General features: G+C 57.1%; 9 protein-coding genes and 1 tRNA gene. 4 read left to right on the forward strand and 6 right to left on the reverse strand.

Annotated elements, in window-relative coordinates; all coding sequences use genetic code 11:
* Positions 1-4: 4 nt before the first annotated feature.
* From AB5Y99_RS14060 to AB5Y99_RS14070, 3 genes are read right to left on the reverse strand one after another with little or no spacing between them, the layout of a single operon-like run.
* Complete coding sequence (locus AB5Y99_RS14060) at positions 5-2158, reverse strand: FAD-dependent oxidoreductase (RefSeq protein WP_368209946.1); 2154 nt, start codon at positions 2156-2158, stop codon at positions 5-7.
* A complete protein-coding gene (locus tag AB5Y99_RS14065; RefSeq protein ID WP_042080231.1) occupies positions 2158-2739 on the reverse strand; it encodes a carboxymuconolactone decarboxylase family protein in 582 nt (193 codons plus the stop codon). The genes AB5Y99_RS14060 and AB5Y99_RS14065 overlap by 1 nt, the downstream gene beginning before the upstream one ends.
* Positions 2740-2764: 25 nt before the next feature.
* Positions 2765-3439, reverse strand: a complete 675-nt coding sequence (locus AB5Y99_RS14070) for a DUF1499 domain-containing protein (RefSeq protein ID WP_368209947.1) — start codon at positions 3437-3439, stop codon at positions 2765-2767.
* A gap of 320 nt (positions 3440-3759) precedes the next feature.
* Between AB5Y99_RS14070 and AB5Y99_RS14075 the strand changes: the two genes are divergently transcribed.
* Together AB5Y99_RS14075 and AB5Y99_RS14080 are read left to right on the forward strand one after the other, a co-directional pair.
* A complete protein-coding gene (locus tag AB5Y99_RS14075; protein ID WP_368209949.1) occupies positions 3760-4986 on the forward strand; it encodes an AAA family ATPase in 1227 nt (408 codons plus the stop codon).
* Position 4987: 1 nt separating this feature from the next.
* Positions 4988-5656: an HNH endonuclease gene (locus tag AB5Y99_RS14080; protein WP_265775883.1), complete on the forward strand. Its 669-nt coding sequence runs from the start codon at positions 4988-4990 to the stop codon at positions 5654-5656.
* A 39-nt stretch (positions 5657-5695) separates the two neighbouring features.
* Here the strand turns inward: AB5Y99_RS14080 and AB5Y99_RS14085 are convergent, their stop codons facing one another.
* Together AB5Y99_RS14085 and AB5Y99_RS14090 are read right to left on the reverse strand one after the other, a co-directional pair.
* Complete coding sequence (locus AB5Y99_RS14085) at positions 5696-5974, reverse strand: peptidylprolyl isomerase (protein ID WP_033136755.1); 279 nt, start codon at positions 5972-5974, stop codon at positions 5696-5698.
* Positions 5975-6107: 133 nt separating this feature from the next.
* On the reverse strand, positions 6108-6482 hold the full coding sequence (locus tag AB5Y99_RS14090) for a hypothetical protein (RefSeq protein WP_069555247.1): 375 nt from the start codon (positions 6480-6482) through the stop codon (positions 6108-6110).
* Positions 6483-6996: 514 nt separating this feature from the next.
* Between AB5Y99_RS14090 and AB5Y99_RS14095 the strand changes: the two genes are divergently transcribed.
* A complete protein-coding gene (locus tag AB5Y99_RS14095; protein WP_224968007.1) occupies positions 6997-8772 on the forward strand; it encodes an autotransporter assembly complex family protein in 1776 nt (591 codons plus the stop codon).
* A 61-nt stretch (positions 8773-8833) separates the two neighbouring features.
* Positions 8834-12634: a translocation/assembly module TamB domain-containing protein gene (locus AB5Y99_RS14100; RefSeq protein ID WP_368209950.1), complete on the forward strand. Its 3801-nt coding sequence runs from the start codon at positions 8834-8836 to the stop codon at positions 12632-12634.
* A gap of 176 nt (positions 12635-12810) precedes the next feature.
* On the opposite strand, the gene AB5Y99_RS14105 is transcribed toward AB5Y99_RS14100, so the two are convergent.
* Positions 12811-12895: transfer RNA gene (locus AB5Y99_RS14105), tRNA-Tyr, on the reverse strand.
* Between the last annotated feature and the right edge of the window lie 9 nt (positions 12896-12904).

Consider the following 12904-nt stretch of genomic DNA (forward strand, 5'->3'; position numbering starts at 1 on the left):
ATTGTCAGGCGCCACGGCGCCAGCGGTGATAACGGGCCAGCAACGCCAGCACCCGGGTGGGCTGGTGGGCCCGTTTCCATTCACCCGCCACATATTTGTTCCCCTCCATCAGGGTGGGATAGGCGTGAATGGTGCCGAGGATCTTGCCAAGACCGAGGCGGTGACGCATAGCGAGCACAAATTCGGCGATCCGTTCACCGGCGTGAGTGCCCACTATGGTGGCGCCAAGGATAGTATCCTTGCCCGGCACGGTGAGCACCTCGACAAAACCGTGGCGCTCGCCATCGGCAATGGCTCTGTCCAGCTCAGCCAGCTCGAAGCGGGTCGCCTCGAAGGGGATCCTCTGCGCTTCGGCCTCCTTGCGATTTAGGCCGACCCGGGCAATCTCCGGCGTGGTGTAGGTGGCCGCCGGAATGACCCGATAGTCCGCCCGAAAGCGCTTGAACTGACCAAACAGGGCATTGACCGCCGCATACCAGGCCTGATGGGCGGCAAAGTGGGTGAACTGGTAAGGGCCCGCTACGTCTCCCACTGCCAGTATGCTGGGGAAGTTGGTGGCAAGAAAGCCATCGACTGCTATGGTGCCGCGGGGAGCAAGCTCGACCCCCAACGCTTCGAGCCCGAAGCCGCTCACATTGGCGACCCGTCCCAGTGCCAGCAGCAGTTGATCCCCTTCCACCACCTGTGTCTCATCGCCCCGGCGCAGTTGCAGCCGGATGGGGAGATCCCCCTTGGCTGCGGGCAGATAGTCGGCTCGTTCGGCGCGCCAGCCGGTGTGTAGCTGCACGCCATCGCGGCTCATCTGCCCGGCCAGGGCGTCGGCTACCTCTCTATCTTCGCGGGGCAGCAGTTGCTCCGAGAGTTCCACCAAGGTCACGGGAATGCCGAGCAGGGCGAAGCTCTGGGCCAGCTCGCAACCGATGGGGCCACCGCCCAGCACCAGCAGGCGGCGCGGCGGGGTACGCAACTGCCAGAGGCTATCCGAGGTGAGGTAAGGCACCTGATCCAGCCCCGGCAGCTTGGGCACCAGCGGCCGGGCGCCGGTGGCGATAACGATATGGCGGCTGGCGAGGCGCTGGCCGTTAACCTCCACCTCCCAAGGGGAGACAAGCCGCGCCTCTCCTTCGATGCATTCCACTCCAAGCCCCTGATAGCGTTCGATGGAGTCGTGTGGCTCGACCTCCTTGATAACCTCCTCTACCCGCTCCATCACGGCGGCAAAATCGGCGCGGGAGTGGCTTGGGCTAAAGCCCAGCTCGTCGGCTTTACGCTGCTCTGCGGCAAAGCGGGCGCTTCGGATCAATGCCTTGGAGGGGACACAGCCGCTGTTGAGGCAATCTCCCCCCATCTTGTGCTTCTCGATGAGCGCCACCTTGGCCTTCACCGCTGCCGCGATATAGCTGGTAACCAGCCCACCAGCGCCCGCACCGATCACCAGCAGGTTGTAGTCATAGCGAGCGGGTTTGCGGTAAGGGGCGAGCAGGCGCCGCTGGGCGAGGTGTGTGGTCAATTTCTTGACCAGCCAGGGCATCAGCCCCAGCAGGGTCAACGCGACCATCAGGCCGGGGGAGAGGATATTGCCGGTGCTGGTTAACTGGCCAAGCTCGCTGCCCGCCAGCACATAGACGAAGGTGCCGGGCAGCATGCCAAGCTGGCTCACCCAGTAGTAGGTGCTGACTCTGATGGGGGTGAGCCCCATCAGCAGATTGACCAGAAAGAAGGGGAAGATGGGGATGAGACGCAGGCTCAGCAGATAGAAGGCTCCCTCCTTCGCCATCCCAGCCTGAAAGGTGGTCAGCTTGTCGCCAAAGCGGGCGCTGACCCAGTCGCGCAGCAAGAAGCGGGCGCTGAGAAAGGCCATGGTCGCGCCTATGGTGCTGGCAAAAGAGACAAGCAGCAATCCCCATGCGACGCCGAACACCGCGCTGCCACCCAGGGTTAGCAAGCTGGCGCCGGGCAGGGAGAGGGCGGTGCTCAGCACATAGATAAGCACGAACAGCAGGCTTGCCGAGACAAAGTGGCTGTCAACCCATTGCGCTAGCGCCACCTGCTGGACCTGCAAGGCGTCCAGAGTGAGGTAACGGCCAAGATCAAGGGAAAAAAAGGCGCCGATAAGGCTCCCCATCACCAGTGCAAGCAGCAGGCGGGTCCGGTTCATCAGGCGTCCTTGCTGTCGGGCTTGGCGGAGCGTTCCGGTTGCACCGGCAGCTGGCAGAAGCCCTGCGGCGCGATATCGAGGGCGGCGTTGAACTTGGCCGACATGTTCTGGAAGGCGATAAGGCCGGTCAGCTCCACCATGGCATCGTCATCGAACCATGGTTTGAGGCGGGCCGCCTGCTCATCGCTCACCCCATCGAGGCCAGTCATCGCTTCGGTATAGTCGAGCACCGCTTTTTCCCGCTCGTCAAACAAGGGGCTTTCGCGCCAGTTGGCCAGCGCCTCCACCTTCTCGCTGGAGCCGGCTCTCTTTACCAGGGTCATGGCGTTGATGTCGACGCAAAAACGACACCAGTTGAGCTGGGAGACTCGCACCGTCACCAGCGAGCGCAGCACGGGGTCGATGGGGGAGCGCTTGCGGTTGATGACCCCGTAGAGGGTGGCGACGGCGGCAAAGAGGCGCGGCGAGCGGCCCCAGCACTTGCCCGGAATAAGCACCTGACCATAGTTGCGCTTTTGCAGCCAGAAAAAGGGGCGGATAAACCAGGCATATTCCCGGTCGGGTTTGACCTCAACGCGCATCAGTTACCTTCTTGTTGTTTCACACTTACGGTTTCAAATTGGGTTTGTAGGCCTGGCCGAGGCGCTCATTCAGGCGGGTCAGGAAATCCTCGATCCGCGCCCGGTTGGTGCCCAGATCGCTTTGCCCCTGACGGGAGGCTGATCGCATATCGATGCGGGTCTCTTTGGGGCCAGCAAAGACCCGCAGCGCCACATCATCCTGAAAGCCGAACCAGCCGGTGGTGACCACCGCATCCAGACCATCCGGGCTGGGTCGCACCTGCCAGCCCAGCTCCTGCATCAGTTCGTTGGCTTCAATCACCACTTCGGCAGGAGAGGCCCTGGTAAAGAGAGGACCGGGTTTTGCCTCAACTGCTTTCAGCGGTGCGCTATTTATTGGCAGATCCTGCGCCGTTCTGAGCTCTGCCGCCCAGCGTAGCTGGGGGGGATTGTAGGGATCTGTGCTCACATCGTTGATCAGCGGCATCCGCAGCGCCTGCGCCACAAATGTCAGGGGCAGCAGTAGCGGCAAGGCGCCAAGGCTGCTGGCGTAGCGGTTGCGGCTCCAGGGCAGGCGTACCAGCAAGATCAGGGAGATAAGGGCTCCGATGAGACAGATCGCAAAACCGATCCACCAGGGCCAGAGATGAAAGCGGCTGCCGAGGGCGCCAGCGAGCGGGAGTAACCAGGCCAACAGGGGCCACAAGCAAGAGCGGGGCATAGCACGGGATCCATCGTCGAATGTGGACAATGCCGAGAAGGATAAACTTAATTGCCTGATAACGTTAGTAAATTGATGCGAGTCTGGCGTGGTTTTGGCCAGTTTTGCGAGGGGGGAACACCGAAGAAATTATCAGTAGCAATAGAGCTCTGTGCTGTAGATATTAAAGAATTAGTGGTGCATTTTAAACTACTTTTTTCTTATCACAGTAGCATCAATTTAACAATCATATTCTCATGCGATCTTTCAACTCAAAAAACATATATATACAAGATTATAAGATTTTATATAATAAATCTAACATTAGAAGAGGTGATTTTATGTCAGGATATTTAACAAAAATAAAAACCAAGATACCCTATTCAGATAAAAAGGTGGATATTAATGTGGATGGGAGAACATTGATTATTACTGGAGGGAATGGGTGTGGTAAAACTCAGTTGATAAATCACGTGTTTTCTAGATTGAAAAAATCTATAATTGAAAGGGATAATGCTGGGGTTGAGTCTCTCGAACATCAACTAAGTTACTACAAAGGTCAGCTTGAAAAAGGGCCTGTTGATCCTAGTTATGGTGTTTTTCAATACCAACTTAGCATTACTAATGCTAAGCTAGAAGAGGCAAAAAACCCCACTGTAGAGATAGATAACCTTGAAGAATTTGTTGTAAAATACCATGATTTTAAGGCGGTTCTAATTTCTTTTGATGCCGCAAGAAAATCTGATATTAATAAGCCATCCTCAGTAACAAGCCTTGCTGAATTACGTTCTAAAGATAAAAACCTTCAAGGTGATTCTTCTTCAATATTTGAGGAGTTTCTTGTTTCTAATATAGCTAATCAAGCATTTTCTGAATCAGAAAAGATAAACAATGATCCAGACGAAGCTAGGCGCATTGAAAAATGGTTCAGAAAATTAGAGGCTGACCTGCAAGATCTTTTTGAAGATAATAGCCTAAAATTGGCATTCAAGTCAGATACTTTATCATTTGAAATTCATCAGAAAAATAAAGAGCCATACACATTTCAAAGCTTATCATCAGGTTTCTCTTCAATCATGGCTGTATATGCAGACTTGATTACCAAAATATCTTTACGGTCAATAGACCCGGATGAATTAACTGGTATCGTTTTGATTGATGAAATTGATGCACACCTACATGTTTCATTACAAAAGAAAATACTCGCATTTTTAAAGAAAGCATTCCCCAAAATACAGTTTATTGTTAGTACACATTCGCCATTTGTCGTCTCATCGGTTGATGATGCGGTGATCTATGATCTATCACGTCTTGAGCAGGTTGAAAATCTCTCGATGTATTCCTATGAGGCTGTGCTGGAGGGGTTGTTTGGCGTACTTCCCATATCCAGTCTGCTTCAAAAGAATATCGAGAAACTAGCTGATTTGTTGAAAACATCACCTCTTGATATTGATGGGATACAAGCGCTGATAAACCTACTGCCATCTGATAATACGACATTGGATGATGAGTCTTTATATTTTGTCAAATCGGCTAAAATTGCGCTTAGCAAGGCAAAGAGGTCGTAATATGTTCAATGTTGTTAGAAATGAACCTGCCCCGGCTTCGCTTGCTAATAAAGTGAAGTATGATTCACAGGATGTATGGGATGCTTTGAATCGGGTATTCCATAAAAAATGCTATATTTGTGAGACGAAAGAACCTCAAGATATAAATGTGGAGCATTTTATTCCACACCAAGGTGATGAAGATTTAAAGTTTGATTGGAACAACCTCTATTTTTCATGTGGTCGGTGTAATAATATAAAGTTGGCTAAATATGATGGCCTTATTGACTGTTGTGATACCAGCGTTGATGTTTTAAGAGCGATCAAGCATGTTCCACCTGTAACTCCATACGCAAAAAAACTTCAAATAGAAGCTCAACTTAATAATCCAAAAACAAATTTAACTTCAGAGTTGCTCGACAAGATATTTAATAGCACCCATACACCGAATAAAACTGTTTCTGCATCATTCTTAAGAAAGAAAGTTTTCTCACAATACAATCTGTTGCTAGACCTTCTAGACGAATATTATAGCGATATGGTATTGCCACAAGAAAAAGAAATTGCTTTGGAAAGAATGAAGCTATTAGTTAAACCGTCAGCACCCTACAGCGCATTTCTCAGTTGGTGCATACTTGAGGATGATGAGCTTGGTCCTTTATTGAATGACTTTATTGGTGTTGCTGAGTAGCAAGAAAAAGAGCTGGCGTATACGCCAGCTCTTTTTCTCTCAATTCCGATATAAAACTTTGATCAGATGGAAGCCGAACTTGGTGCGCACCGGCCCCAGCACCTTGAGCAGTTCGCCCTTGAAGACGGCATCGTCGAAGGGCTTGACCATATCCCCTTTATTGAACTCCCCCAGGTCGCCGCTGCGTTTTGAGGAGGCGCAGGTGGAGAAGCGCTTGGCCATCTGGCCGAAGTCGGCTCCCTTCTCGATCTTCTCCTTGATCTCCAGACACTGTTTTTCGGTCTTGACCAGAATGTGCTGGGCACAGGCTTTTTTCATCGGGGCGCTCCTGGGAGTGATGGCGAAGGTTGTTAACGCCAAGGGTGGTAGCAAATGGGGGCGCAAGAGTACCCCAATTTGCCACCGGCGTCAGCCATCACAGCCCTCCATTTACCGGCGATCGTCAGCCCTGTTATTGGCGAGCGCGGGTGGCCAGCACGGCGCGGGGGCGCGCTTGCCAGATGATCTCCAGCCCGAGCAGGGCGTAGAGGCTCCAGATGGCCAGCGGATTGAGCCACTCCCCCCCCAGTTGCAGGGTCATCAGAGCGCAACCTGCCAGCAGCAAGGTGATCCCCGGCAGCCGCCAGTGGGCGGGCAGGGGGGCCAGCAGCGCCATCGCCAGCAAAATGCCGAGGCCAAACGGCAGGTTCAGGGCGGTAAAGGCCAGTGCCTGTTGGCCACTCATGCCGGTCAGCAGGGCCAGCAGGGCGCTGCAACAGGCGAGAAAGGTGATGAACTCGAGACGATCGGCAATATAGTCAGCCATCTGTTCGCTACGTGCATGCATGATGTGTCTCCTTCAGTTGATGCTTCAAGTGTGAGGGAGAGGCGGCTGCAAAGGCAGCGGGATAATTCGATTGCGCTGAACGAGCAATTCTTAATCACCCGCTACGGCTGGCTTTGGCGTGTGCCGGGCCTGTTAAACGGTGAGGGTGGGGTGATGCCGACAAACTCTGTCGTGGTGGGTTTCTGGTGGTAATGAGAGGGGGAGAGGTGACAAATGGTGCCTGACGACGAAGTGAACCTTGTTCAGGGCAGGTCAATTCGCTTCCATCGGGAAAGCGGGCGTCGTCATTGTCACCAAAATGTGTGATTTGTGGTCAACCGCTTAAAAGATATGGCGAATTTGCCAATGGCGCCGCGCTGTCACTGGCCGATGCCTATGTTAGGATAAGGTTCGCCATTTTTCTGGCGCGCATTTTTGTGTCACGGCCATGCACGGCATGGCGTGCTGCGCCGCATTCGGGGTTGGCCCGAAAGGGCGCTGGTTTCCTTCACCACAGATTCAGGAATATTGACCTTTGACAGGATGCATTTCATCCCTGCTGGCAGGGCGTTCACTGTCCGGCCCTGCGTTTCGCCGCGGCCTGCGGGTTCTGGGGGTGGGCCTGTTGCTGTCGCTGCTGGCTTCGCCCGCGTTTGCCGCCAAGCTCACCTATCAGGTCAAGGGGTTGAAAGGGGAGAACAAGGATAACGTTGAAGCCTACCTTAATGCCCTGCCGGTCTATCAGGAGCGGCAATACCGCCCGGCTCGAGCCAAAATCACCGAGAGCGTGCAAAAGGCGCTGCAGGTATATGGCTACTACCAGCCGAAAATCACCCTGAGTCGCGACAAGAAGACTTCGTCCAAAGTGGTGATTGAGGTAGACAAAGGGGAGCCGGTCATCGTCTCCCGCCTCGATATTCTGCTGGAGGGGGATGCGGGCAGCGACGAGCTCTACAGCGCCCTGCTGGACAAGTTGCCCCTCAAAGAGGGGGAGCCTCTCAACCACGCCAAATATGAATCCATCAAGGCGGATCTGGGCAGCCTAGGGCTCGCCCGCGGTTACTTTGATGCCAAGCTGAGCAAGAGTCAGGTCAAGGTGTTCCCGGACAAGGGGACGGCAGAGATCTTTATTCTGTTCGAATCGGGCCATCGCTACCGTTTTGGCGAGATCCGCTACGATGCCACCCCCGAAGCGCTTCACCTTATTCGCCCGCTTATCAACATCAAGAGCGGCGACCCCTATCTCGCCATCCGTCTGGCCGAGATGTCGCAGGATGTCTCCTCCACCAAGCTGTTCCGTCAGGTCGATATCAAGCCGGTATTGAGCGAGGCGAGCAACTATCGGGTACCCATCGCGGTGACGCTGGATAACCGGGTCGATCACGAAATCGAGACAGGTATCGGTTACGCCACCGACGTAGGCCCGCGGATGAGTGCCACCTGGGAGAAGCCCTGGGTCAACCGCTATGGCCACCGTCTGTTTGCCACCGCCAAGGTGTCGGCGCCGGAGGCAGAGCTCAGCTTCGACTATCAGATCCCGGTGGGCAACCCGCTGCGGGACTACTACTCCATCCAGACCGGTTACCAGTACAAGGACAACAACGATACCCGCTCCGATCTCACTACCATCGGTGTGCACCGCTGGACGCGGCGGCCGGAGAGCTGGGATCGGGACGTCTTTATCCGGCTGGAGAACGAGATCTATACCCAGGGCGCCGACGAGGGGAACAGCTTGCTGCTGATCCCCGGGGTCTCCTGGTCCCGACTGCGGGTGCGCGGTACCCTGGTGCCCGACTGGGGGGATCGCCAGCAGTTGACGCTGGAGTTCTCCGACCCCAGATGGGGTTCCGACATCAGCTTTATGCGGGTATGGGGGCGCAGCAAGTGGCTGCGAACTCTTGGCGATAACCACAGATTCCTGATGCGGGCAGAGCAGGGGGCCATCATAGGTGACAGCTTCTCGCTGGTGCCACCGTCCTTGCGCTTCTTTACCGGTGGCGATCAGACGGTGCGCGGCTTTGGTTACGAGAGCATCTCCCCCACCGGGCCGGATGGCAAGCTGACCGGTGGCCGCTACACCAGCGTGGCCAGTCTGGAATACAACTACCGCTTCAGCGAGAAGTGGCTGGGGGCCATGTTTGTGGATGGCGGCACCTCCACCACCGATTACAGCGAACCCTGGAAAATAGGTACCGGCGTCGGTGTGCGCTGGGTCACCCCCATCGGTCAGGTCAGGCTGGATCTGGCGGTCGGGGTATCGGAGGAGGACAAGCCCTTGCGGCTGCATTTCGCATTGGGGCCTGAATTATGATGTTGTCTAAACGCTTTTTTCTTTGGCCGCTGCGGCTGTATCTTGCGCGGGGGTCTGCATTGTGATCTGGCTAAAACGCATCTTTCTCTGGCTGATGGGGCTGGTGTTCCTGCTGCTCATCGGCGTCAGCCTGCTGGGCTTTACCCATCAGGGCAACAAGTGGTTGTGGCAACAGGCCAGGGCGGCGCTGCCCTCTCTCAAGGGGGAGCTGGTGGCCGGTCAGCTTGGCTATGGTTGGACTCTGGAAGGGGTCGGTTGGCAGGATGAGCTGGTGGATGTAACGGTGGATCGCGCCGTGCTCGACTGGGATCTGGGCAAGTTGCTGCAGGGCAAGCTCTGGATAAAATCTCTGGCGGTGACCCATCCGGTGGTCAAGGTAGCCGACTCCGAGCCTGCTCCGGAAGAGCCTTCCGAACCCTTTGTCTGGCGCCCGCTGCCACTCAAGATCCAGGTCGACAGCCTCAAGGTGGCCGATCTCGATCTGGCGGTGCCCGGCGTGGCTGTGACCCTGGGGTCCCTGGATATCGGCGCCACCCTCAACCGCAAGGGGCTGATTGTACGCGGCCCGGTGCTCGATAACCTGACGGTGATGCTGGATGACGCGGCACCTGCCAGCGCAGCCAAATCCGCCAAGCAGCCGACCGCTAACGAGAAGCAAGCCGGTGCTGCGGTGGCGCACAACGACAAGGCCAGCGCCAATACCCCCAAACAGGGCAAAGGGACGCCAGCTGCGAAGACGGCAAAGGCAGCCCCCATTCTCCTGCCCGCCATTCATCTTCCTTTCCCCATCCAGCTGGAAGGGGTCAGCGCGACCCGGGTGCAATATAAGCAGGGCGAGCTGATTGAAGGGCTCGACAAGCTGCTGCTGTCGGCCACTGCTGCCGACGATCGCATCGAGGTGCGCGAGCTCTCGCTGCGCCACGCCATGGCCGATCTGGCGCTCAAGGGCCATATCCAGCTCAGTGACGACTACCCGCTGGCGGTGACCCTGGATGCCAAGGCCCGCAAGGGGCTGCTGGATGGCGAGCTGCAAGGGGAGCAGGCCACGCTGGCGCTGAGCGGTTCGGTCGGCAAGCTGGGGCTGGCGTTGTCGGCCAAAGGGCCGGTCGCCGCCAGTCTCAAGGGCTCGCTGGCCGCTCTCGACCCGGATCTCCCTTTTGATGTGGCCCTCGACTGGAAGAGCCTTGGCTGGCCTCTTCACAAGCCTGCCAAAGATGAGCCGAGCTATCGGCTGGACAAAGGGAGCCTGACTGCCAAGGGCAAGCTCTCCAGCTACCAGTTTGCCCTCAATACCTCCGGCAAGGGGACCGATGTCCCCCCCTTCAAGCTTGCGCTGGAGGGCAAGGGGGATCTGGAGCGGCTCAGCAAGATCGCCTTGCAGCTCAATGCCCTCAAGGGGGAGCTGAAGCTCGATGGCAAGCTCGCCTGGAACAAGGGGATCGAGTGGCAGGGAACCACCCTGTTCAAGGGGGTCAATCCGGCCGAGCTGCTGCCTGAGCTGAAAGGGACGCTGGCCGGTGAGCTGGAGAGCCGTTTCGTGATGAACGAAGCGGGCCACTGGGAGCTGAAACTGCCCAAGCTCAAGGTGGATGGCAAACTCAACCAGTACCCGCTGGCCCTCAAGGGGGAGCTTAGCGGCAACGACAAGATGGAGTGGCTGATCCCGGCGCTCTCGTTGCAAAGTGGCCCCAACCAGTTGCAGGCCAAGGGCAGTATCAGCACTGCCCAGTGGAGGCTCGATGCCAACCTGCAGGCTCCCCAGCTGGGGGGCATCTATCCTGGCCTGAAAGGGGATATCAAGGGACAGGTGAAGGTCAGTGGCAATCAGCAGACGCCAAAAATCGATGCGGATCTCGCCTCCGACCGGCTCTACTATGCCGGCACCGACCTGAAGGGCATTAGTCTCAAGGGCAATGCAGTGATCGGCGCCAAACCGGCCGGTGAACTCGCGTTGTTGGTGGCGCAGCTGAAACAGGGGGATACCAAGCTCAGCCAGCTGGCCTTGAACCTCAGCGGCGATATCAGTCAGCATCTGTTGACCCTGACCATGAAGGGTGACCCTGTTGCCGCCAACCTCAAACTGGGTGGCGGTGTGCGGGGGGATCACTGGCGCGGGGCGCTCTCCGAGTTGCGGCTGAAAACCCCGCTGCGCCGTTGGGACTTGAGCTCCCCCTGGGCACTGGATCTTGATCTGCCGCGTCAGCGGCTGGCGATGGGGGATCTCTGCCTCGGCTCCCAGGGGGCCAGCCTCTGTGTCAAGGGGAGTCAGGTTTCCGCTGCCCAGGGCACTCTGGAGTTTGCCCTGAGCGAGTTTGATCTCAAGCGGCTGCGCCCCTGGTTGCCGGACAACTTCCGCTGGCAGGCGATGCTCTCGGCCGATGGCCGCGCCAGCTGGCGTGGCAATCAGCCTACCTTGCATGCGGTGGTGCGTACCACACCAGGCACTTTTGTGGCCGATGGCCTCAAGACCGACTATCAGCAGCTGGCTCTGGCCCTTGATTTCGAGCGGCAGCAGGCGGCCATTCGCCTCGATTTTGCCTCCAAGCAGATCGGCAATATCGATACCGACCTGCTGATCAAGGAGCCCGCCGGTCGCGGTCTGCTCGGTGGTCAGCTCAAGTTTGACGACCTCAAGCTTAATACCTTCGCGCCGCTCATCCCTGAGGTGCGCTCCTTGCAAGGAATCATCTCCGCCGATGCCCGTTTCGACGGCACCCTGGCGGCGCCCCTGTTGTTTGGCCAGCTCAACCTGCGTGACGGTGAAGTGCAGACCCACTCTGACATGGTGACCCTGACCAAGCTGGTGACCCGCCTCAAGATCGAGGGCAACCGCGCCGAGCTCGATGGCTCCATGTTGGTGGGCAAGGGGCCGCTGGCGTTGGGCGGCTGGCTCAGCTGGGCCAAGATGCCGGTCAGCGGCAGCCTCACCATTCAGGGCAAGGATCTGGAGGCGCAATATCCGGGCATGGGCCGGGTCAGAGTCTCGCCCGATATCGCGGTGTCGCTGGGTGAGGAGACCCGCATTACCGGTCAGGTGGATATTCCCTGGGCGCGCATTCTGGTCAAGAGCCTGCCGGATTCGGCGGTGGCGGTCTCCGACGATGTGACTGTGGTCTATGACGATCTGCCCCCTGCTCCCAAGCAGGCAAGTCTGCCGCTGGCGATGAAGGTGGCGATCCGCCTTGGCAACGATGTGAAGCTCGATGCCATGGGGCTGAAGACCGATGTCTCCGGCGGTCTCAATATCCGTCAGGATCCCGAGAAACCGCTGGCAGGCAACGGCCAGCTGGTGCTGACCAACGGCCGCTTCAAGGCTTACGGTCAGAACCTTATCATCAAGGAGGGGCGGATCCTCTTCTCCGGTCCGCTGGATCGGCCGTTCCTCAACATCGAGGCCAACCGGGATCCCGATACCATAGAAGGTCAGGTGACGGTCGGGGTGCGGGTGACCGGCCCTGCCAGCAAGCCTGAAATCACTGTCTATTCCGAACCGCAGATGGCGCAGTCGGAACAGCTCTCCTATCTGCTGCGCGGCAAAGGGTTGCAGACCGGCGGTGAGGATGGCGGTTTCAACGGCCTGCTGGTAGCCGGTGCGGTGAGTCAGGCCAATGGCGTAGTGTCGAGCATCGGCGAGTCGCTGGGGATGAGCGATGTCTCCCTCGATACCGCGGGCAGTGGTGACAACACCCAGGTGACTCTGTCGGCCTATCTGCTGCCGGGTTTGCAGTTCCAGTACGGGGTCGGGGTCTTCAGTCCCATCGCCGAATTCAAGCTGCGCTACGAGGTATTGCCACGGCTCTATCTGCAGGCGATGAGCGGGGTGGCTCAGGCGGTCGATATCTTCTATCGCTTTACTCTGTAACGCTTCATCCCGTAACAGGGCTGATATGAACCTAAACGGGAGGCGCAGGCCTCCCGTTTTTTTATTGCGCGATCGGCAGCAGGCAAACGGCGATAAGGCACTGGAGGGCAGAGGAATAACGGATTGGGCAGACCAGAAATGCGAAAACCCGGCGCAAGGCCGAGTTTTCTGAATGATGGTGGAGGGAGAAGGATTCGAACCTTCGAAGGCAGAGCCGTCAGATTTACAGTCTGATCCCTTTGGCCGCTCGGGAACCCCTCCACGGGGTAT

The organism is Aeromonas sp. R4-2 (genome assembly GCF_040908295.1).
Lineage (GTDB): Bacteria > Pseudomonadota > Gammaproteobacteria > Enterobacterales > Aeromonadaceae > Aeromonas > Aeromonas veronii.